Source organism: Streptomyces sp. NPDC029159, assembly GCF_055564055.1.
On the sequence record NZ_JBVHWT010000002.1, the window covers coordinates 404,381 to 425,191 of the forward strand.

Here is a 20,811-nt window from a genome sequence, read left to right on the forward strand (position 1 = left end):
TCAGGCGGGTGAAGCCGGGGGAAAGGCTGAGCGGCGCTGCACCGTCCGCCGCCCGGAACGCGGTTAACTCGGCGGGTGTCCAGACTGATGAGCGTCGCCCTGTCCGTACTGGCCGCGCTGGTGTGCGGGACCCTGGCTCTGGTGTCCTCGCCCTGGTGGTGGGTGCCGACCGGGCTGCTCCTGCCGCTCGCGCTGCTCGGGGTCGGGGATCTCGTGCAGCGCAGGCACTCGGTGCTGCGCAACTACCCGCTGCTGGGACATCTGCGCTATCTGCTGGAGTACATCCGCCCGGAGATGCAGCAGTACTTCATCGAGCGGAACTACGACGGCCGTCCCTTCGACCGCGATGTCCGCAGCATCGTCTACCAGCGCGCCAAAGGCACCGAGGCCGAGGAGGCGTTCGGCACCGAACGCGACGTCTACCGCGCCGGATACGAATTCCTCGTCCCGTCGATGGCACCGAAGCCCGTACCGCAGGAGAAGCCGGTGGTACGGATCGGGGGGCCGGACTGCACCCGCCCCTACGACATGGCCCTGCTCAACGTCTCCGCGATGAGCTTCGGCTCGCTCTCCTCGAACGCGATCCTCGCGCTCAACCGGGGCGCCGCACAGGGCGGGTTCGCGCATGACACCGGCGAGGGCGGGCTGTCGGAACACCATCTGCGGTACGGCGCTGACCTGGTCTGGGAGATCGGCACCGGCTACTTCGGCTGCCGCACCCCGGACGGCGGCTTCGACGAGCGGCAGTTCGCCGAGAACGCGGCGCACGAGCAGGTCAAGTGCGTCTCGCTGAAGCTGTCGCAGGGCGCCAAACCCGGTATCGGCGGAGTGCTGCCCGGCGGCAAGGTGAACGCCGAGATCGCCCGGGCGCGCGGCGTCCCCGAAGGCCGCACCGTCATCTCGCCGCCCTACCACCGGGTCTTCGGCACACCCCGCGAACTCGTCCGCTTCCTCGCCCGGATGCGGGAGTTGGCGGACGGCAGGCCCACCGGATTCAAGCTCTGCGTCGGCTCCCGGCGGGAATTCCTCGCGGTCTGCAAGGCCATGCGGGAGGAGAACGTCACCCCCGACTTCGTCATCGTGGACGGCGCCGAGGGCGGCACCGGCGCGGCCCCGCTGGAATACGCCGACAACCTGGGAACCCCGCTCACCGAAGGGCTGATCACCGTCCACAACGCCCTGGTCGGCACCGGGCTGCGCGACCGCATCCGGATCGGCGCGAGCGGCAAGGTCGCCACCGGCGCCGACCTCGTCAAACGGCTGCTCCAGGGCGCCGACTACACCAACGCGGCCCGCGCCATGATGTTCGCCCTCGGGTGCATCCAGGCCCAGCGCTGCCACACCAACACCTGCCCCGTCGGCGTCACCACCCAGGACCCGCTGCGCACCCGGGCGCTCGACGTGGCCGACAAGTCCGCGCGGGTCCGCCGCTACCAGGAGGCCACGGTACGCAGCGCCCTGCAGATCATGGCCTCCATGGGCGTACGGAGCCCCGCTGAACTCACCCCGGACCAACTGCGCCGCCGGCTGGACCCGCGCACCGTCCTGTCGTACGGGGAGCTGTACACCTGGCTGGAGCCCGGCCAGCTGCTGACCGCGCCGCCGTCCGCATGGCGCCGCGACTGGGAGACGGCGGACCCGGACAGCTTCGGGGGCTGACCGGGAACCGGCGCTGCGGCCGAGCCCCCGCCGCGCCCCCGGCCCGCGTACGGTGCGGCGCCCCGCTCACCCCGCCCGCCCCACCGCCTCGTAGACCGCCGCCACCAGCGCCGTATGGCGCGGGTCGTCCCCGGTGGTGCCGCCTCCGTAGCGGTTCATCACATAGGCGTAGGCGAGGCCGTTCTCCGGGTCGGTGAAGGCGTAGGAGCCGCCGGCGCCGCCGTGGCCGAAGGCGCGGGGGTTCGGGCCGGCGCGGCCCTCGGTGTTGAGGGCGTAGCCGAGGCCCCAGCGGACGTCGGTGCCGGGGGGCGCCAGGGGGCCCATCGCGAGGTCCGGTTCGCCGGGGCGGCCCTGGGGGCGGCGCAGGGCGGCCAGGGTGCCGGGGCCGACGAGGGCGCCGCCGCCCAGCGCGGCGTAGACCGTGGCCAGGCCGTGGGCGGAGGCGTGGACGTTGCCCGCCGGGATCTCCGCGGTGCGGTGGGCGGGGCTGTTGACGTCGCCGGTGGGCACGGAGAGCAGGCTCAGGGCCGCGGCGGCCAGCGGGTGGGCGCCGAGCGAGGTCAGGGGCGGGCGCGGGAAGCCCGGGTGGCGCTCGGCGAGGAGCCGTGCGTCGAGTTGGCCGACCATGTCGGCGCAGTGCGGGTGCTCGGCCGGCGGGGTGCCGAGGAGGACCCGGGCGCCGAGCGGTGCGGCGATCTCCGTACGGAGGAACGCCCCCGCCGTGCGGCCGGTGATCCGGCGGACCACCTCGGCGACCAGATAGCCGAACGTCACCGCGTGGTAGCCCTGGGCGGTGCCCGGCTCCCACCACGGCTCCGTGGCGGCGAGCGCCGCGCAGACCCGGTCGTGGTCGTACGCGGCGGGCAGCGGCAGCGGGGTGCGCGGGGCGATCAGCCCGGCGCGGTGGCTCAGCAACCAGCGCACCGGCAGCGCGCCCTTGCCGCCCCGGGCGAACTCCGGCCAGTACCGGGCCACCGGCGCATCGAGGTCCAGCTCGCCGCGGTCCACCAGGAGATGGGCGCAGAGCGCGGTCATCCCCTTCGAGGTGGAGTAGACGTTGACGAGGGTGTCCCGCTCCCAGCGGCGGGTGCGGGCGGCGTCCGCGTACCCGCCCCACAGGTCGACGACCGGAGCGCCGTCCCGCAGCACGGTGACGGCCGCGCCGAGGTCGCCGTGGGCGGTGAAGTTCCGCTCGAAGGCGGTGCGGACGCCCTCGAAGCCCGGCGCGCAGCGGCCGCCGAGCGGTGGCCGGACCATGGTGCCTCCCGGGCGGGGTGCGGGCGGTGCGGATGTCGCGGGGTGCGCGGGCCACCGGCTGCCGTTCCGTGCCCGGCGGGCCGCCCGTACCAGGTGTCCCCGGGGTGCCGCGGAATGAACCCGTCCGCCGCGCGGGCCGGGCGGCTCCGGTCGCATGTGCCCGGCGCGCGGGCGAGCCTGGAGATGTCGCCCCTTGAGAGGAAGGCCCACCGTGAACAGCGCGCAGCAGGCGAACCAGCCGGGACAGCCGGGCCCGGTGCAGGGCAGCGAGGGCCCGCCGCGGCCGGCGGCGGCGTACCACCCGGAGGCCGAGGTCGTCGTCGAGGTCACCGACTGCCCGACGGAGGACGCGCACGCCGTCTTCAGCGCGCTGCGCACCTCCTTCGCGTGCGACCGGGCGCCGGACGACGTACCGCGCGCCGTCGCCGGTCCGCACCCCACCGTGTGGACCTCGACGTTCGACGTCACCGACGTGCTGGCGGAGCCCCGCCCGCGGCGGCTGACCGCGCCCGTCTCCATCAGCCTCCAGGGCGGCTACTGGGCCGTCGCCCGGCTGCGGGACAGCCTCCGCCCCGCCTTCGCCGTACGGGTCACCGGCACCGTCGCCGGCGATCAGGAACAGGAGGTCCAGCTCCGGCTGGAGAACCGCTGACCGTCACCTGGACGGCACCGGACCGGCCGGGCGAGGCCGCTCGCCGCACGGCCGCGCCGACGCGCGGGCGGCCACCGCGCCTGATAGGCAGAGAGCACCCGCCACCGGCGGACGCGGCCCGCACCGGGCAGGGACGTCCGGCCCGGTGCGGGCGGCAGCAGCGGTCCGCCTCCCGGCCGCAGAGCCCCGCCGAACCGTCCCGCAGCCGCACCCCACCCGCCGCGTGCGCCCGCGCACCGCGGCGCCCAGTCCGAAAGGCGAGCGCGTGGAGCCCACCGCACCCCCTGCCGACGCCGCGGGACCGCCGCCCGGAGCCACCCGCTCCACGGTCACCCTGCACGTCAACGGCGTACCGCACCGGCTGACCCTCGACCACCGCACCACCGCCCTGGACGCGCTCCGCAACCACCTCGGGCTGACCGGCACGAAGAAGGGCTGCGACCACGGGCAGTGCGGCGCCTGCACCGTCCTCGTCGACGGCTGGCGCGCCAACAGCTGTCTGCTGCTCGCCGTCACGCTGGACGGCAGCGCCCTGACCACCGTCGAGGGGCTCGCCGACGCCGAGGGGCTGCACCCGCTCCAGGGCGCCTTCGTCGAACGGGACGCGTTCCAGTGCGGCTACTGCACACCCGGCCAGCTCTGTTCGGCGGCCGGGATGCTCCAGGAGGCGGCCGACGGACACCCCTCCCACGTCACACCGGACACCGCGCAGCCGGGCGCCCCGGTGGAGCTGACCGCCGAGGAGATCCGGGAGCGGATGAGCGGCAACCTCTGCCGGTGCGGCGCCTATCCGCGCATCGTCGAGGCGATCGGCGACGCCACCGCGCACCCGGCCGCCCCGCCCGTCCCGCACACCGTCCACGGCCTCGGCGCCGTCTCCGTCAACGGCGGGAGGGCGGCGTCGTGAAACCCTTCGCCTATCTGCGCCCGGCCACCGTCGAGGAGGCGGTACGCGCCCGGGCCACGCACCGCGGGTCCGCGTTCCTCGGCGGCGGCACCAACCTCGTCGACCTGATGAAGCTCGGGGTGTCCGCCCCCGATCTCCTCATCGACGTCGGGCGGCTGCCGCTGGACCGGATCGAGGAGCTGCCCGACGGCGGACTGCGCATCGGCGCGACCGTCCGCAACAGCGATCTCGCCGCCGCGCCCGCCGTCCGGGAGCGCTACCCGGTGCTCTCCCAGGCGCTGCTGGCCGGCGCCTCGGGGCAGCTGCGCAACGCCGCGACCACCGGCGGCAACCTCCTCCAGCGCACCCGCTGCCTCTACTTCCAGGACGTCTCCGCACCGTGCAACAAGCGGCAGCCGGGCAGCGGCTGCCCCGCCGTCGAGGGCGTCCACCGCGATCTCGCCGTCCTCGGGCACTCCGCGCACTGCGTCGCCACCCACCCCTCCGATCTGGCCGTCGCCCTCGCCGCACTGGACGCCGCCGTCGAGGTGACCGGCCCGGACGGCGACCGCACCGTCCCGGTCACCGCCTTCCACCGGCTGCCGGGCGACCATCCGGAGCGGGACACCGCCCTGGAGCCCGGCGAGCTGATCACCGCGGTACGGCTGCCCCCGCCGCGGCCGCTGGCCCACGGGCACTACCGCAAGGCCCGCGACCGCGCCTCGTACGCCTTCGCGCTGGTCTCCGTCGCCGCGCTGCTGGAGGTGCGCGACGGTGTGGTGCACCATGCGGCGCTCGCCTACGGCGGCCTGGCCCACCGGCCCTGGCGCGCCACCGCCGCGGAGGAGGCGCTGCGCGGCGCCCCGGCCACCGCCGACTCCTTCGGCCGCGCCGCCGACGCCGAACTGTCCGCCGCCCGCCCGCTGCGCGACAACGGCTTCAAGGTGGAACTGGCCCGGCGGCTGACCGTCTCCGTCCTGGGCCGGCTCGCCGCCCGCCACCGCTGACCCGCCGGGGCGCCCCGCCGCGCGGCGCCCCGCATCCGACGCCCTGTGAGGACGCGCCCATGAGCCACGATCCGCAGCCCGTTCGCCCGGAGGCACCCGGCCATCCGCTCGGGGCGGCCACCGCCCGCCGCGAGGGCCGCGCCAAGGTCACCGGCGCCGCCCGCTACGCCGCCGAGCACGCCCCGCCGCACCGCGTCCACGCCTGGCCGGTGCCCGCCACCGTCGTCCGCGGCCGGATCACCGCGATCGACACCGCCGACGCCCTCGCGCTGCCCGGTGTGCACGCCGTCCTCACCCACGAGAACGCGCCGCGCCTGGAGCAGCCCGAGGACCCGGCCGTCGCCGTCCTCCAGGGGCCCGCCGTCCCGCACCGCGGCTGGTACGTCGCGCTCGCCGTCGCCGACAGCCTCGAAACCGCCCGCGCCGCCGCCGAGGCCGTCCGCGTCACCTACGACGCCGAGGAGTACGACGTCACCCTCACCCCGGACCACCCCGACCTCTATCTGCCCAAGGAGGTCAACGGCGGCTACCCGGGGACGCGCGAGCGCGGCGACTTCGACGCGGCGTACGCCGGTGCGCTGGTCACCGTCGACACCACGTACACCCTGACCGCGCTGCACAACCACCCCATGGAGCCGCACGCCTCCACCGCATGGTGGAACGGCAGCCATCTCACCGTCCACGACTCCACCCAGGGCGCCACCAAGGCGCGCGACGACCTCGCCGCGCTGTTCGGCCTCGACCGCCGGGAGGTCACGGTCGTCGCCGAACACATCGGCGGCGGCTTCGGCTCCAAGGGCACCCTCCGCCCGCAGTCGGTCCTCGCCGCGATGGCCGCGAAGGTCACCGGCCGTCCCGTCACGCTCGCCCTGCCGCGCCGGGAGATGCCGGCCGTGGTGGGCCACCGGGCGCCGACCATCCAGCGGGTGCGGCTGGGCGCCGGGGCGGACGGGGTGCTCACCGCCCTGGCGCACGAGGTGGTCACCCACACCTCGACGGTCAAGGAGTTCGTCGAGCAGGCGGCGGTCCCCGCCCGGGTGATGTACACCTCGCCGCACAGCCGCACCGTGCACCGCGTGGTGGCGCTGGACGTGCCGAGCCCGTCGTGGATGCGCGCCCCGGGCGAGGCACCCGGCATGTACGCCCTGGAGTCGGCGGTGGACGAACTCGCCGTCCTCCTCGACCTCGACCCCGTCGAACTGCGGCTGCGCAACGAACCGGCGACCGAACCGGACACCGGCCGCCCGTTCAGCAGCCGGGGCCTGGCACAGGCGCTGCGGGAGGGCGCGGACCGCTTCGGCTGGCGCCCCCGCGACCCACGCCCCGGCGTACGGCGCGAGGGCGATCTGCTGCTGGGCACCGGCGTCGCCGCGGCCACCTATCCGGTGCTGATCTTCCCCTCGTCCGCCGAGGCGCTCGCCGAGCCCGACGGCGGCTTCCGCATCCGGATCAACGCCACCGACCTCGGCACCGGCGCCCGTACCGTCCTCGGACAGATCGCCGCCGAGGCGCTCGGCGCACCGGAGGAGCGGATCCGCATCGAGATCGGCCGCAGCGATCTGCCCGAGGCCTTCCTGGCCGGCGGCTCCTCCGGCACCGGCTCCTGGGGCTGGGCCGTCCACAAGGCGTGCCGCACCCTGCGCGAGGACCTGAGCAACCGGCAACAGCCGCTGCCCGAGGAGGGCCTTGCGGTCGTGGCGGACACCAGGGAGGAGATCGCCGCCGGATCGCCCTACGCCCGGCACGCGTTCGGCGCGCACTTCGCCGAGGTGCAGGTCGACACCGTCACCGGCGAGGTGCGGGTGCGCCGGATGCTCGGCATGTTCGCGGCCGGACGGATCCTCAACCCCCGTACCGCACGCTCGCAGTTCATCGGCGGGATGACGATGGGCATCGGCATGGCGCTCACCGAACACAGCACCATGGACCCCGTCGTCGGCGGCTTCGCCGAACGCGACCTGGCCTCGTACCACGTCCCGGTCTGCGCCGACGTCCACACGATCGAGGCGCACTGGCTCGACGAGGACGATCCGCACCTCAACCCGATGGGCAGCAAGGGCATCGGCGAGATCGGCATCGTCGGCGCCGCCGCGGCGGTCGGCAACGCCGTCCACCACGCCCTCGGCGTCCGCCTGCGCACCCTGCCGCTGACCCCGGACGCCGTCCTGCCGCATCTGCCGTGAGGGCGCGGCCCTTCGGTTGCGGCGGTCGGACACCCGGGCGACGATGACCTTCACCCGTCAGTGACGACGGCTCACCCTCCGTGTTCGCGCCCGGGGTGGGCCGTGTGAAGGAGCCGCGACCATGACTGCCACCGCCCACCGCCGCTACGCGGCCGAGCTACGGGTCACCGCGGAACGGGTGCCGCAGATCCGGCGCATCGTCGCCGCGCATCTGCGCCACTGGCGACTGGCGGCGGAGATACCGGCCGCCTGCCGCGGACTGGTCGCACTGCTGGCCCACGTCCGGCGGACCGCCGGGCCGGACGTGGAGTGCACCGTCGAGGTCCGCTGGAGCGGCCGCCATCTGACCGTCTCGGTCGCCGACCGCGGCCCGCGGATGGCGCGGCTGGACAGCGCACAGGGCGGCGGGTTGGCCGCCGTCGCCGCGATCGGCGACAGCTGGGGCACCTGCCCCACCGACGGCGGCAAGGTCGTGTGGTTCACCCGCCGCGTCGCCGCCGCCCGCGAGACCCCGCTGACCGCCTCGCGGCCGCCGCACTCCGTGCCCGAGGCCAAGCCCCGACCGGACGCGGCGCCCGACGCCCGGGAGCAGGGGGCGCCGGCGCCGGCCTGACGGCCCTGTGCCCGGCGGGATGGTCGGTGGCTCAGCGCCGCCGCCCCCGCGCATCCGGCGTCCCGGTGAGCGCACGGTGCACCAGCCGGGCGCCGGCACGGGCGGTACGGGCGTCGATGTCGAGATCCGGGTTCAGCTCCGCGATGTCGACCACCGCCAGCTTCCCGCTCGCCGCCACCGCCGTGACGACCCGCTCCACGACCTCCATCGGCACCCCGTACGCCGCGGGCGCGCTGACGCCCGGCGCCGCCGCCGCGGGCAGCACGTCGAGGTCGATGCTGAGGTGGACGAGGTCGCAGGCGTCGAGGAACGCCCCGGTGAACGCCTCCACCCGGTTCAGCGAGAGCAGCCCGCAGTCGGTGTCCTCCAGGTAGCTCACGCCCAGCTGGTCCGCGGTGCGGAACAGCCGCTCGGTGTTGCTCAGCCGGCTGATGCCCAGCACCCGGTAGTCGAGGCGCCGCCCCTGGCGCTCCTCGTCCCGCGCCATCTGGAGGAACGGCGTGCCGGAGCTGGGCCGCGGTGCGTCGCGCAGATCGAAGTGGGCGTCGAGGTTGAGCACCCCGAGCCGCGCCCCGGCCCGCATCGCCCGGCTCCCGGCCACCCCGAGGTAGGTGCCGTACGCCACCTCGTGGCCGCCGCCGAGGACCGCCACCGGGCCGCCCGCGTCGAGCAGCGCGGTGACCGCCTCGCCCAGCCGCCGCTGTCCGTCCTCCAGCGCGCCGTCGCCGACCACGACGTCCCCGGCGTCCACGGCGCGCAGCGGCGCGGGCAGCGCCACCGAGGCGAGGGCGGAGCGCAGCGCCCCGGGGCCGCCGGCCGCACCCGGCCGCCCCTGGTTGCGGCGGACGCCCTCGTCGCTGCGGAAGCCGACGAACGCGGCGTCCCGGGGCGCGTCCGGGCCGGTGAGCGGCGCGGTCACGTGGTGCCAGCGCAGTACGTCGTCGCCGTCCCCGTCACTCCGTCCGGTCCACGCCTGCGCCGCCACGTCCACGGTCATCGTCCGCCCTCTCCGTCTCGCCCACCGGGACTGCTCGGCCCGGTGGGCCCATGACAGCGCAGCCGCGCCGGGCGGACCAGCGCGGGCGCCGGTTCGCCTCGGATCCGAGACGGTGTGCGCAAACGCCCTAGAATCTTCTTGGCGCGGCGAGGCCCCGCGCCGACGGGCAGAAGCGGGCAGAGCGGGACGAGTGACGACGACGAGGGCGGGAAACGGCGTGGCGGCGGAGGCGACGGAGCTTGCGCGGCGGTACGCGGCGACCGCGTCCGGGGCGGCGCCCGCGTACCAGCGGGTCAAGGACCTGGTGACCGAGCAGATCATGAGCGGCCGCTGGCGCGAGGGCGACGCCCTGCCGTCGGAGAGCGGGTTCGTCCAGGCGCTGGGCCTGTCCCGGATGACGGTCAACCGCGCGCTGCGCGAGCTGGCCGCCCAGGGGCTGATCCGCCGCGTCATGGGCGTGGGCAGCTTCGTCGCGCTGCACAAGGGCAGCTCGGCACTGGTCGAGGTGCACAACATCGCCGACGAGGTGAGCGCGCGCGGCCACCGCCACCGCACCGAGGTGCGCTTCGTCCGCGAGGAGGCCGCGGGCCAGGAGACCGGCGCCCGCTTCGGCATCGGCGAGGGCACCCCGGTGTTCCACTCCCAGGTGGTCCACTTCGAGGACGACGTCCCCATCCAGCTGGAGGACCGCTACGTCAACCCGGCCTTCGCCCCCGGCTATCTGGAACAGGACTTCACCCGGCGCACCCCGTTCACCTTCCTGTCCGAGGTGGCGCCGCTGGGCAAGGGCGAGCACGTGGTGGAGGCGGTGCTGCCGTCGGCGGACGAGTGCCGGATCCTGCGGGTGGCGGCGTCCGAGCCGTGCCTGCTGATCCAGCGCCGTACGTGGTCGGGCGAGGCGCTGGTGAGCGTCGCCCGGCTGCTCCATCCCGGCTCGCGCTACCGCCTGATGGGCACCTTCGACCACCGCTGACCGGACGGGTCCCTTCCGGTCCGGTTCGGGGGTGACGGTACGGTCAGGAAGCCTGCCGGTGCGGCGCGCGGCCGGAGACGGCGGCGGTCAGCCGGGCGGCCGCGCTCAGCAGGGCGTCGCGGATCCGCTCCGCGTCGTGCGGCTGATGGTGGCGGCACCAGGTGGTGGAGAGTGCGGCGACCGGACGCCCGAGGTGGTCGAAGGCGGCCACGCCGATCGAGCGCAGGCCGGGGGCGACCAGTTCGGACTCCTCCGACCAGCCGCGGGCCCGCTCCCGGTCCAGCTCCGCGCGCAGCTCGGTCAGTGACCGCGGGCCCCGGCCGGTCCGGGTGACGAGCGCGCCGGGGCGCGGGAAGGCGGCGCGCAGCTGGGCCTCGGCGCAGTGTGCGAGCAGCGCCCGGCCGGTGGCGGTCAGATGGGCCGGCAGGCGCACGCCGACGCCGGTCACCAGCGTCCGGCCGGTGTCGTGGCGCCGGGCGGGCGGCTGCTCCTTGAGCAGGTAGACCGTCTCGGCGCCGTGCAGCACGCCCAGGTGCACGGGGTGTCCCAGCCTGCGGGCGAGGGCGCCCGCGACGGGGCGGGCGAGACGTTCGAGGGGTTCGTGGCGGTGGTGTGCCGCGCCGAGCTCCAGGGCGGCGGCACCCAGGCCGTACGCCCGCTCCTCCGGGAGATGGACGACGAAACCGCGATCGATCAGGATCGCCAGGATGTGGTAGGCGGAGGATGACGGAATTCCCAGCTCGCGGGCGAGCGTGGCGGCACGCACCGGCCCGGGACGCGTGGCGAGGTGGCCGAGGATGTCCAACGCCCGGCCGACGGCGGGCGATGCGCTCGACCCGCGCTCCTGTTCCTGCACCGGATCACCTCTTGACGTGCCTGTCTATACAGGAATATACAGGCGCTCTTGCGGTCTTGCGAGGGGCGCCGGCGGACGAAGGTTCCGGGCCGCGCGCCGTATGTCAGGGACGGACGTGCCATTCCCCGAGGAGGGGCATCCTTTGACCACCGAAACAGCGACACTGCGCAGGGGCCTGCGGTCGCGCCATATTCGTTTCATCGCGCTCGGTTCCGCCATCGGCACCGGCCTTTTCTACGGATCGTCCGAGGCGATCCAGGCGGGCGGCCCGGCCGTTCTGCTCGCTTATCTCATCGGCGGTGCCGCGGTTTTCCTGGTGCTGCGCTCGCTCGGCGAGATGGCCGTGCACAACCCTTGCGCGGGCTCCTTCGGTGAGTACGCGACCCGGTATCTGGGGTCGCTCGCCGGATTCACCACCGGCTGGACGTACGCCTTCGAAATGGTCATCGTCTGTATCGCCGACATCACCGCCCTCGGCGTCTACATGGGTTTCTGGTTCCCCGATGTACCGCGCTGGATCTGGTTGCTGGCGGCGATCCTCGTCATCGGTGTGCTCAATCTCTTCCATGTCAAGGTCTTCGGGGAGATGGAGTTCTGGCTGTCGCTGGTGAAGGTCGTCGCCATCGTCGCGATGATCATCGCCGGTGCTGTGGTGCTGGTCATCGGCTTCAAGGGGGGCGGAGGCACACATACCGGAATTTCCAACCTCTGGTCCCACGGCGGATTCTTCGCCCAGGGCGCGAATGGATTCATCCTCTCCTTCGCCGTGGTGATGTTCGCCTTCGGCGGCACCGAGATCATCGGCGTCACCGCGGGTGAGGCGGAAGACCCGAAGAAGACCATTCCGGGCGCGGTCAACTCCATTCCCGTCCGTATCGTCCTCTTCTACGTCCTGACCCTCGCGGTCATCATGTCGCTGAATTCCTGGGAGAGTGTCGGCTCCGACGGCAGCCCGTTCGTCCAGATCTTCGTCGGCCTCGGCATCAAATCCGCCGCGACCGTGCTGAACGTCGTCGTGGTGGTCGCGGCGCTCTCCGCCATCAACAGCGATATTTTCGCGGCCGGCCGCATCATGTACGGAATGGCTGAGCGCGGCCAGGCGCCGAAGGTGATGCGGAAGCTTTCCCGCAGCGGGGTGCCGGTCATGACCGTCACCATCATGATCGGTGCGCTGCTCCTGGGCGTTCTGCTCAATTACCTGATTCCCGACAAGATCTTCCTCATCATTTCCTCGATCGCGACCTTCGCGACCGTCTGGGTCTGGCTGATGATCCTGCTGACGCAGATGAAGGCGCGCCGCTCGATGAGCCCCGAGGAGGAGGCCGCGCTCGACTACCCGGCGCCGTTCTGGCCCTACGGGCAGATCATCGCGGTCGTCTTCATGGCCGCGGTGACGGTGCTGCTGGCCTTCTCCGCGAGCACCCGCGTCGCCCTGATCGTCGGCGCCGTCTGGCTCGCCCTGCTGGCCGTCGTCCACCGCGTCTGGCTCCGCCCGCGCGAGGCCGCCCGCGCGGTGCCCCCGGACGCCGCGGCCCCGGCCGGGCCCGCAGCCGCCGGGCCCGCGCCCGAGGACGCCCCGGAGGCGCAGCCCCGCACCTCCGCCGCGCCCACCGCCGCCGAGTAGCCGCACTCGGCCCCCCATCCGGGCTTTCCCAGGGCCCCGCTCCACGTGCCAGGCGTGGAGCGGGGCCTTTTGCGTGGTCGGGGGCGTGGGGCTGGGCCCTTTCCCTTGCCGGCCCCCTCCGGCGCCGGGAGCGTCGGCTCCCCTGCGCCGGGAGCGCCGACCGGAAGCCCTGGCGCACCCAGGAGACGCACGCGTAACGCCCGCACGGCGCAGAGAACCTGCACCGTGCGGGCGTCATGGACGACCGCGAGGGTCACGCCGAGGCGTCGTCCTCCCGCATCGGGACGCGGACGTGGCGCTCGGCGGCGACGGTTTCGGCGATGTCGTAACCGGCGTCGACGTGGCGGATCACGCCCATGCCCGGGTCGTTGGTGAGCACCCGGCGGACCTTCTCGCCCGCCAGCGGCGTACCGTCCGCGACGCAGACCTGGCCCGCGTGGAGCGAGCGGCCCATGCCGACGCCGCCGCCGTGGTGCAGGGAGACCCAGGACGCGCCGGAGGCGACGTTCACCATGGCGTTGAGCAGCGGCCAGTCCGCGATGGCGTCCGAACCGTCGAGCATCGCCTCGGTCTCGCGGTACGGCGAGGCGACCGAACCGCAGTCCAGGTGGTCACGGCCGATGGCCAGCGGCGCCTGGAGTTCACCGGAGGCGACCATGTCGTTGAAGCGCTCACCGGCCTTGTCGCGCTCGCCGTAGCCCAGCCAGCAGATACGGGCGGGCAGGCCCTGGAAGTGGACCCGCTCGCCGGCCATCTTGATCCAGCGGTGCAGCGACTCGTTCTCCGGGAAGAGGTCGAGGATTGCCTTGTCCGTCTTGTGGATGTCCGACGCCTCACCCGACAGCGCCGCCCAGCGGAACGGGCCCTTGCCCTCGCAGAACAGCGGACGGATGTACGCCGGGACGAAGCCGGGGAAGGCGAACGCCCGGTCGTAACCGGCCAGCTGCGCCTCGCCGCGGATCGAGTTGCCGTAGTCGAAGACCTCGGCACCGGCGTCCATGAAGCCGACCATGGCCTCGACGTGCCGGGCCATCGACTCGCGCGAGCGGGTGGTGAAGCCCGCCGGGTCCTTCGCGGCGGCGTCCTTCATGTCCTCGAAGGCGATGCCGACCGGGAGGTACGACAGCGGGTCGTGGGCCGAGGTCTGGTCGGTGACGATGTCGATCGGCGCGCCCTCGGCGAGCATCTGCGGCAGCAGCTCCGCGGCGTTGCCCAGCAGACCGATGGAGAGCGGCTTGCGCTGGTCACGGGCCTCGGTGGCCAGCTGGAGCGCATGGGCCGGGTTGTCGGCCTTCACGTCGAGGTAGCGGTGCTCGATACGGCGCTCGATGGCGCGCGGGTCGCAGTCGATGCAGATCGCGACGCCGTCGTTCATCGTCACGGCCAGCGGCTGGGCGCCGCCCATGCCGCCGAGACCGGCGGTGAGGGTGATCGTCCCGGCCAGCGTGCCGTGGAACTTCTTCGCGGCGACCGCGGCGAACGTCTCGTAGGTGCCCTGGAGGATGCCCTGGGTGCCGATGTAGATCCACGACCCGGCGGTCATCTGGCCGTACATGGTCAGGCCCAGCTGCTCCAGGCGGCGGAACTCCTCCCAGTTCGCCCAGTCGCCGACCAGGTTGGAGTTGGCGAGCAGCACCCGCGGCGCCCACTCGTGGGTCTGCATGACGCCCACCGGGCGGCCCGACTGGACGAGCATCGTCTCGTCCTGCTTGAGGGTCTTCAGCGTGCGGACCATCGCGTCGAACGAGCGCCAGTCGCGGGCGGCCTTACCGGTGCCGCCGTAGACGACCAGGTTGTCCGGGTGCTCCGCCACCTCGGGGTCCAGGTTGTTCTGCAGCATGCGCAGGGCGCCTTCCTGCTGCCAGCCCAACGTGCTCAGCTGCGTGCCACGGGTGGCCCGTACCGGTCGTGCACCGTGCATGGTGAGTCCTTTTCCGTGCGGAGGGATCGGTGTGCTTTCAGTGGGGAGAGCGGGGGAGGAGCAGGTCAGTGCAGCGGGCCGGTGACGGACTCCGCGGCGCGCAGCGCCTCGCCGGAGGCGACGTAGCGGACCGCGGCCTCGATCTCGGGGGCCAGGTAGCGGTCGGTGCCCGGGCCTTCGACGTCGCGGCGGAGCCCGGCGACGACCGCGGCGGTGGCCGGCGACGGCGTCAGCGGGGCGCGCAGGTCCAGGGCGCGGGCGGCGGTCAGCAGCTCCACGGCGATGACCCGGGTGAGCCCGTCGATGCCCTTGCGCAGCTTGCGCGCGGCGGACCAGCCCATCGACACGTGGTCCTCCTGCATGGCGCTGGAGGGGATCGAGTCGACCGACGCGGGCGCGGCGAGGCGCTTCAGCTCCGAGACGATGGCCGCCTGGGTGTACTGCGCGATCATGTGGCCGGAGTCCACGCCCGGGTCATCGGCGAGGAACGCGTTCAGCCCGTGGTTGCGCGCCACGTCCAGGAAGCGGTCGGTGCGGCGCTCGGCGACCGAGGCGACATCGGCGACCGAGATGGCGAGGAAGTCGAGGACCGCGGCGACCGGCGCACCGTGGAAGTTGCCGTTGCTCGCCACCCGCCCGTCGGGCGTCACGACCGGGTTGTCGACGGCGCTCGCCAGCTCCCGCGAGGCGACCAGCGCGGCGTGCGCGGCGGTGTCCCGGGCGGCGCCGTGCACCTGCGGCGAACAGCGCAGCGAGTACGCGTCCTGCACCCGGGTGCACTCCGGGCCGCGGTGGCTCGCCACGATCGCGGAGTCGGCCAGCACCGCGCGGAGGTTGGCGGCGCTGTCGGCCTGCCCCGGGTGCGGGCGCAGCGCCTGGAGGTCGGCGGCGAACACCGCGTCGGTGCCGAGCTGCCCCTCGACGCTCATCGCCGCGCCGATGTCGGCGGTGGCCAGCAGCGTCCGCAGGTCGTGCAGGGCGAGGACGAGCTGGCCCAGCATGCCGTCGGTGCCGTTGATGAGGGCCAGGCCCTCCTTCTCCTGGAGCACGACGGGGGTGATCCCGGCGGCGGCCAGCGCCTCGCCGGCCGGCCGCAGCTCGCCCGTGGCGTCGCGGACCTCGCCCTCGCCCATGACGGCCAGCGCGCAGTGCGCGAGCGGCGCCAGGTCGCCGGAGCAGCCGAGCGAACCGTATTCCCGCACGACGGGCGTGATGCCCGCGTTCAGCAGCGACGCGTACGCCTGCGCCGTCTCCGGCCGGACGCCGGTGCGGCCGGTGGCGAGGGTGGACAGGCGCAGCAGCATCAGCGCGCGGATCACCTCGCGCTCCACCTCGGGGCCGGAGCCCGCGGCGTGCGAGCGGACCAGGCTGCGCTGGAGCTGGGCGCGCAGCTCGGTGGGGATGTGACGGGTGGCGAGGGCGCCGAAGCCGGTGGAGACGCCGTAGTGCGGCGTGACGTCGTCGGCCAGCGCCTCGATCACCTTGCGGCTCTGGCCGATCTCCTGCTGGGCCGCGGCCGAGATCTCCACGGGGGCACCGTGGCGGGCGACGGAAACGACATCGTCGGCGCTGAGCGGGCCGACGTCAACGAGAACGTGGTTCATGCCTCCATGAAGCACCGGGCGACAAGGGTTCCGCCATGTCCGCCACAGCTCTTGTGTCTGGGATCCAAGACATTTGCCCGCCGCCGGGGAGTCTCGGCACCGAGACGGCGGTAGCGTCACCGCATGTCCATCGTGCCCGCGGCGGCCCAGGTCCTGGCCGTACTGCGCTATCTCGCCCGGCAGGTCGGCCCGGTCCAGGCCGCCGCCATCAGCCGCGACGTGGGGCTGCCCCGCTCCACGACGTACCACCTCCTCGACACGCTCGTGCACGACGGTTTTGTGGTGCATCTGGCGGACGAGCGCCGCTACGGACTCGGCGTCAGCGCCTTCGAACTCGGCTCCGGCTACAGCCGCCAGGCGCCGCTGGCCCGGCTGGCCCGCGTCCCGCTCGCCGGACTCGTCGACCGCACCGGCCACAGCGCCCATCTCGCGGTGCTGCACGGCCGCGAGGTCATCTACGTCATCGAGGAACGGGCCCTGGGCCGGCCGCCGCTGGTGACCGAGGTGGGGGTGCGGCTCCCGGCCCATCTGACCGCCAGCGGCCGGGCGATGCTGGCCCGGCTGGCGCGGGCGCAGGTACGGGCGCTCTTCCCGGACCCGTCGGTCTTCGTGGAGCGCACCGGCACCGGCCCGCGGTCGCTGTCCGCGCTGCACCAACTCCTCGTCGAGGTGCGGCGGCGCGGTTACGCGACGGAGGAGGGCGAGGTCACCGCCGGGTTCTCGTCGGTGGCGGCGCCGGTCCTCGACCACGGGGCCCATCCGATCGCCGGGGTGGCGACGACCTTCCCGGCGGCCGAGGTGGACGCCGCCCAGCGCGCCCGGCTGGCCGAGGAGGTCGCCCGCACCGCCCGTGACCTCACCCTGCGCGTCGGCGGCACCCCCGCCGACTGACCGCGAACACCCCTGCCCCACAGGTGCGTTGACGCAACGTTCAGCGAACGGCAACCCGCCGCGGCCAGCCTCTTGGTACGGGCCTTCGCCGATGCGCCACGGGGGAGAGGGCCCGGCCAGATCCCGGACGGCCGCGGGGGGCGGACGTACCGGGGCACGGAAGCGGGCCCGGCGGGGGGAGCGGGCCGGCGGCCGTGCGGGGGCCGCCCGCGGGGGAGGGTGGCCCGGTGTCCGGGGCGGCACCCGGGAGCCCGGTCCCGGGTGCCGCCCCGGATGCGCGAGGCCCGGCACCACGGGGTGCCGGGCCGATGGGTGCGTCCCGGGGGGGGGCGCACCCGGGGGCGTGTCCGCGCGGGCGCCGCGCCCCGGGGGGACGGCGCGGCGCCCGCGGACACGCACCGGGGCGACCGTGCGGGAGCGGTCAGCCCCGGGCGTCGTGGTGTGCGACGCCGTCCGCGGTCCGGGAGTGCTGCACGTCCTTGCAGAACGGCACCGGGCCGGTGTTGGCGACGTACTTGGCGGACACCCAGCTCGCGCGGTCGCGCAGCTGGTACCAGACGTCGTTCCCGCCGACGTTCTGGGCACGGACCTTGCAGCGCAGCCCGACCTGCGCGCCCTGGCGCTGGTAGCCGGTGGCGGGGGCGTCCGTGCTCGGGTACTGGCGCTCCTTCATGCCGGTGGCCGAGAGGACCTTGCCGTACGGCTGCACGGCGGCCGCCTGGGCCGGGGCCGCGGCGAGCACCGTGGTGGAGAGTGCGGCGGCTGCAGCCAGCGCGCCCGCTGTGGTGACGAACTTCTTGCCGCGTGCGAGGGTGCCGCTCATGGACATGGAGGTCTCCTGTTCTCGACGTGCAATGACGCCCATTGCCGCGAGGGGGACATTACGCCCGGAATGCCTCCGTGTCGGTGCCGAATCACGGGAGAAGAGCTGATCGTGTGAGCGGTGTTCGGGTGCCGTGTGTTCCCTTACGGCCCCGTACAGCGGTGCTCCGCGTCTCCCGGGGGCGCAGTGGCCCGGGAGACGCGGAGCACGTCCGTGTCGCCGCCGCTCACGGCAGATAGCGTTCGAGGGCGGCGGCCCCTTTCTCCTCGATCATGCGCCGTGCCCACTCCAGACTCTCGGGGCTCGGCTCCCGCCCCGAGGCCCTCACCAGATCCTCGGCGTCGAACGGCCGCTCGCCGCCGGTGTACAGGTCCTTCGGCCGTTCGGTGGTCGTTCCCTCGTCGTCAGCGCTCACGGATTTCCTCCTCTTCCGGCCCCCGGACACCTGCTCACCGTCCGGCCCGGCCGACGCTCACTTCGGGTCCCTCCATCATGCTGCCGCCGCCCCCGGTCCGCACGGCGTCCGGCCGGGGCCCGGCGGGCGGCGCTCACGGCGCCGTGCGGTCGGCGTTCCCGGTGGTCCCGGCCGGCCGGACGAACTGGCGCCCGGTGGTGGGATCGACCAGCACGAAGTCCGTCACCTCCGCCGACGTCTGCCGTACCGCGATGGTGCGCTCCGGGTCGTACCCCGGCCAGGCCCGGCCCTCGGCGGGCGGCGCCTTCTTCAGCTCGATCGGCGGGGTCAGCGGATTGCCGCCCGCGCAGCGCACCCGCGGCACGCCGTGCCCGTCGACGAGGACGGCGGTCCCGGCCTGCATCACCGCCTGGTAGTCGGTGGCCTCGCCGTCGCGGAAGCCGTGGGCGGTGATCCGGGTGTCGTAGCGCAGCTCGACGGGGGTGAGGGCGCGCACCGCCTGCGGGACGGAGGAGTCCTCGATGCCCTCGCTGTCGGCGAACGCGGCGGTCCGCCGCCGGTCGGCCGACAGGTACCGGATCAGCTGGCCGGTGTCGCAGGAGGCCGTGGTGCGCCTGCCGCCGTAGAGGCCGTGCAGCGATCCGGGCAGGTCACGGACGGTCTGCGGGCGGCGCGGGGCGGCGTGCGGCGACGGCGGACCGGTGCGGTGGGCCACCGACGCGGTGAACGGGTCGGGGCCCGGGTCGTGCAGCGGCAGCGGCAGCAGACCGGTGCGGGCCTCGGCCGCGGCGGGCGCGCCCTGGTACGGCCGGGTGAGGAAGCCGGTCAGGAGCAGCCCGGCCGCGAGGATCCCGGCGGGCAGCGCGAGCTTCGCGGTCCGGCGCCACCAGGGGGCGGGGCCGGTCGGCCGGACCGGGCGTCCGGTCGCGGCCGGATACCCCTCGGGCGGGCGCCCGGCCGGGGGGCGGCCGGGCGGCTCCCCGGGGCCCTGGGCGTCGTCCGGGTCCGGGGGCCCGTGCTCGGGCGGGGGTGGTGTCGTGGTCACGGCCCTCTCCGATCGTCCGGTGGGCGGGCGGCGGGGCGGGGCGACCACGGGGGGCACCTGCCCCCTTCGCCGGTGTCCGTCCCTTTCGTCCCCGCGGACCATTGTCTGCCCGGCGCCGCCACGCGCCGCAAGCCGGGCGGCGGGCCGGGAGGCGGGGACGTACCGTGCGGCCCGGCGCCGTCAGACGAAGAAGGCGTTCATCCCGGGGACGTCGGAGAGGTAGGTCTCGATTCGCGCGATCCGCCCGTCGCGGAGCGTGCAGACCGTGGCCAGGTGCTCGTCCAGCACGGCGTCCTCGCGGCGCGCGGTGTTGTGCAGGGAGAGCGCCACGTTCTCCCGGCTGACCAGGACGTGCTGCAGCGCGAAGTCGAGGCCGTACGAGGCGATCAGCCGGGCGCGGTCCACCACGGCGTCGGCGCCGGTGGCGGTGCCGGAGACGGTGTTGTCGCCGGGCAGGGTCCAGGTGGCGTCGGGGTGCAGCAGGGCCCGGATGCCGTCCCAGTCACGGGTGGTGAGGGCCTGGTGGAAGCGGTGCCCGAGGGCGAGGGCGGCTTCGTCGGTGGACATGGCGATCCTTTCGTCGCTCTAAAGCAGAGATCTCTGCTTTAGAGCGACTGTAAGCATGCCTGCCGCTAACGCACAAGTCTCTGCTTTAGCATGGTGGGGTGAACGCTGACGCCTCGATGAAACGGCCCGGCGGCCGCAGCGGCCGCGTCCGTGCCGCCGTGCACGACGCCGCGGTCGCGCTGGTGGCCGAGCACGGCGCCGACCGGGTCACCCTCCCCGCCGTGGCCCGCCGCGCCGGGGTCAACTCCAGTACGCTCTACCGGCGTTGGGGCTCCGTCGCCGCACTCCTCGCCGATGTCGCCGGACACCGCGACGACGCCGGCGCGCCCCCGCTCACCGGCGATCTCCGCACCGACCTGGAGCGCCGCGCGAGCTGGACCCTGACGGAGCTGTCCCGGCCCGGCGGCATCGCCTTCTTCCGCGCCGAGGTCGCCCCCGGCATCGACGAACGCCACGCCGGGCTGCGGGAATGCCTGGACCGCGTCAGCGCACGCTTCCGCCCCGCCCTCGACGCGGCACGGGAGCGCGGCGAGGCGCCCCCGTCCCTGGAGCGGGTCCTGGACCGGATCGTCGCGCCGCTCTACTTCCGGGTCGTCTTCTCGCTGCCCGGTACGGATGACGTATACGTCCGCGCTCTCGTCGCAGAGTTGCTGGCCGGGCCTCCGGTGCAGGGGGTGTCTTCCCGGTCTTCGTAAGGCATCGGTGTCCGGATACCGCCGGTGTCGACCACCCGCCGTCCCGCACGATCGAGCCGTACCGCGGAGGAAGCCTCGGAGGCCCTGAGAAGGACGCCAACGCGGCAGCCACCGCTCGGACGTGAACGCGAGACAAGGTGATG

Annotated in this window: 19 protein-coding genes; 10 read left to right on the forward strand and 9 right to left on the reverse strand. The window is 74.3% G+C overall.

Annotated elements, in window-relative coordinates; translation table 11 throughout:
• Positions 1-87 precede the first annotated feature (87 nt).
• Positions 88-1,659: an FMN-binding glutamate synthase family protein gene (locus ACZ4U4_RS05980; protein WP_467869789.1), complete on the forward strand. Its 1,572-nt coding sequence runs from the start codon at positions 88-90 to the stop codon at positions 1,657-1,659.
• A gap of 66 nt (positions 1,660-1,725) precedes the next feature.
• Here the strand turns inward: ACZ4U4_RS05980 and ACZ4U4_RS05985 are convergent, their stop codons facing one another.
• On the reverse strand, positions 1,726-2,916 hold the full coding sequence (locus ACZ4U4_RS05985) for a serine hydrolase domain-containing protein (protein WP_467869371.1): 1,191 nt from the start codon (positions 2,914-2,916) through the stop codon (positions 1,726-1,728).
• A 256-nt stretch (positions 2,917-3,172) separates the two neighbouring features.
• Here ACZ4U4_RS05985 and ACZ4U4_RS05990 point away from each other — a divergent pair, with 256 nt between their 5' ends.
• From ACZ4U4_RS05990 to ACZ4U4_RS06010, 5 genes are all read left to right on the forward strand, one after another.
• Positions 3,173-3,568, forward strand: a complete 396-nt coding sequence (locus ACZ4U4_RS05990) for a hypothetical protein (RefSeq protein WP_467869791.1) — start codon at positions 3,173-3,175, stop codon at positions 3,566-3,568.
• A 265-nt stretch (positions 3,569-3,833) separates the two neighbouring features.
• Positions 3,834-4,475 carry a 2Fe-2S iron-sulfur cluster-binding protein gene (locus ACZ4U4_RS05995; protein WP_467869373.1) on the forward strand — a complete coding sequence of 214 codons (642 nt, stop codon included), beginning with the start codon at positions 3,834-3,836 and terminating at the stop codon, positions 4,473-4,475.
• Entirely contained in the window at positions 4,472-5,461 is a 990-nt protein-coding gene (locus tag ACZ4U4_RS06000; RefSeq protein WP_467869375.1) for an FAD binding domain-containing protein, read from the forward strand. Before ACZ4U4_RS05995 ends, ACZ4U4_RS06000 begins: the two co-directional genes overlap by 4 nt.
• Positions 5,462-5,520: 59 nt before the next feature.
• Entirely contained in the window at positions 5,521-7,644 is a 2,124-nt protein-coding gene (locus ACZ4U4_RS06005) for a xanthine dehydrogenase family protein molybdopterin-binding subunit (protein WP_467869377.1), read from the forward strand.
• Positions 7,645-7,765: 121 nt separating this feature from the next.
• Positions 7,766-8,257: an ATP-binding protein gene (locus ACZ4U4_RS06010; RefSeq protein ID WP_467869379.1), complete on the forward strand. Its 492-nt coding sequence runs from the start codon at positions 7,766-7,768 to the stop codon at positions 8,255-8,257.
• A gap of 31 nt (positions 8,258-8,288) precedes the next feature.
• On the opposite strand, the gene hutG is transcribed toward ACZ4U4_RS06010, so the two are convergent.
• Entirely contained in the window at positions 8,289-9,254 is a 966-nt protein-coding gene (gene hutG, locus ACZ4U4_RS06015; RefSeq protein WP_467869381.1) for a formimidoylglutamase, read from the reverse strand.
• Between the two features lie 190 nt (positions 9,255-9,444).
• Between hutG and hutC the strand changes: the two genes are divergently transcribed.
• Entirely contained in the window at positions 9,445-10,227 is a 783-nt protein-coding gene (hutC, locus tag ACZ4U4_RS06020; RefSeq protein WP_467869383.1) for a histidine utilization repressor, read from the forward strand.
• A 43-nt stretch (positions 10,228-10,270) separates the two neighbouring features.
• On the opposite strand, the gene ACZ4U4_RS06025 is transcribed toward hutC, so the two are convergent.
• Positions 10,271-11,083: an IclR family transcriptional regulator gene (locus tag ACZ4U4_RS06025; protein WP_467869385.1), complete on the reverse strand. Its 813-nt coding sequence runs from the start codon at positions 11,081-11,083 to the stop codon at positions 10,271-10,273.
• Positions 11,084-11,225: 142 nt separating this feature from the next.
• Between ACZ4U4_RS06025 and ACZ4U4_RS06030 the strand changes: the two genes are divergently transcribed.
• Positions 11,226-12,707: an amino acid permease gene (locus tag ACZ4U4_RS06030; RefSeq protein ID WP_467869387.1), complete on the forward strand. Its 1,482-nt coding sequence runs from the start codon at positions 11,226-11,228 to the stop codon at positions 12,705-12,707.
• A gap of 253 nt (positions 12,708-12,960) precedes the next feature.
• Here ACZ4U4_RS06030 and hutU read toward each other — a convergent pair whose 3' ends face one another.
• Together hutU and hutH are read right to left on the reverse strand one after the other, a co-directional pair.
• Complete coding sequence (gene hutU, locus ACZ4U4_RS06035; RefSeq protein ID WP_467869389.1) at positions 12,961-14,628, reverse strand: urocanate hydratase; 1,668 nt, start codon at positions 14,626-14,628, stop codon at positions 12,961-12,963.
• 65 nt (positions 14,629-14,693) lie between these two features.
• Positions 14,694-16,232, reverse strand: a complete 1,539-nt coding sequence (gene hutH / locus ACZ4U4_RS06040) for a histidine ammonia-lyase (RefSeq protein WP_467869391.1) — start codon at positions 16,230-16,232, stop codon at positions 14,694-14,696.
• Positions 16,233-16,355: 123 nt separating this feature from the next.
• On the opposite strand from hutH, the gene ACZ4U4_RS06045 reads away from it, so the two are divergent.
• Positions 16,356-17,123: an IclR family transcriptional regulator gene (locus tag ACZ4U4_RS06045; RefSeq protein ID WP_030280119.1), complete on the forward strand. Its 768-nt coding sequence runs from the start codon at positions 16,356-16,358 to the stop codon at positions 17,121-17,123.
• A 421-nt stretch (positions 17,124-17,544) separates the two neighbouring features.
• Here the strand turns inward: ACZ4U4_RS06045 and ACZ4U4_RS06050 are convergent, their stop codons facing one another.
• The 4 genes from ACZ4U4_RS06050 to ACZ4U4_RS06065 form a co-directional block, all read right to left on the reverse strand.
• Positions 17,545-17,952, reverse strand: a complete 408-nt coding sequence (locus ACZ4U4_RS06050) for an SH3 domain-containing protein (protein ID WP_467869393.1) — start codon at positions 17,950-17,952, stop codon at positions 17,545-17,547.
• Between the two features lie 220 nt (positions 17,953-18,172).
• Positions 18,173-18,361: a hypothetical protein gene (locus tag ACZ4U4_RS06055; protein ID WP_467869395.1), complete on the reverse strand. Its 189-nt coding sequence runs from the start codon at positions 18,359-18,361 to the stop codon at positions 18,173-18,175.
• 133 nt (positions 18,362-18,494) lie between these two features.
• Positions 18,495-19,406, reverse strand: coding sequence for a DUF6777 domain-containing protein (locus tag ACZ4U4_RS06060; RefSeq protein ID WP_467869397.1), 912 nt, complete (start codon positions 19,404-19,406; stop codon positions 18,495-18,497).
• A 180-nt stretch (positions 19,407-19,586) separates the two neighbouring features.
• Positions 19,587-19,973 (reverse strand): nuclear transport factor 2 family protein, encoded by a 387-nt coding sequence (locus ACZ4U4_RS06065; protein WP_467869399.1) that lies wholly within the window; start codon positions 19,971-19,973, stop codon positions 19,587-19,589.
• 98 nt (positions 19,974-20,071) lie between these two features.
• On the opposite strand from ACZ4U4_RS06065, the gene ACZ4U4_RS06070 reads away from it, so the two are divergent.
• Positions 20,072-20,668 (forward strand): TetR/AcrR family transcriptional regulator, encoded by a 597-nt coding sequence (locus ACZ4U4_RS06070; RefSeq protein ID WP_467869401.1) that lies wholly within the window; start codon positions 20,072-20,074, stop codon positions 20,666-20,668.
• Positions 20,669-20,811: the final 143 nt, after the last annotated feature.

Coding starts and splice junctions, on each gene's coding strand:
- ACZ4U4_RS05980 (WP_467869789.1), top strand. CDS start 88: ATGAGCGTCGCCCTGTCCGTACTGGCCGCGCTGGTGTGCGGGACCCTG.
- ACZ4U4_RS06010 (WP_467869379.1), top strand. CDS start 7,766: ATGACTGCCACCGCCCACCGCCGCTACGCGGCCGAGCTACGGGTCACC.
- hutU (WP_467869389.1), bottom strand. CDS start 14,628: ATGCACGGTGCACGACCGGTACGGGCCACCCGTGGCACGCAGCTGAGC.
- ACZ4U4_RS06050 (WP_467869393.1), bottom strand. CDS start 17,952: ATGTCCATGAGCGGCACCCTCGCACGCGGCAAGAAGTTCGTCACCACA.
- ACZ4U4_RS06065 (WP_467869399.1), bottom strand. CDS start 19,973: ATGTCCACCGACGAAGCCGCCCTCGCCCTCGGGCACCGCTTCCACCAG.
- ACZ4U4_RS05985 (WP_467869371.1), bottom strand. CDS start 2,916: ATGGTCCGGCCACCGCTCGGCGGCCGCTGCGCGCCGGGCTTCGAGGGC.
- ACZ4U4_RS06045 (WP_030280119.1), top strand. CDS start 16,356: ATGTCCATCGTGCCCGCGGCGGCCCAGGTCCTGGCCGTACTGCGCTAT.
- hutH (WP_467869391.1), bottom strand. CDS start 16,232: ATGAACCACGTTCTCGTTGACGTCGGCCCGCTCAGCGCCGACGATGTC.
- ACZ4U4_RS06005 (WP_467869377.1), top strand. CDS start 5,521: ATGAGCCACGATCCGCAGCCCGTTCGCCCGGAGGCACCCGGCCATCCG.
- hutG (WP_467869381.1), bottom strand. CDS start 9,254: ATGACCGTGGACGTGGCGGCGCAGGCGTGGACCGGACGGAGTGACGGG.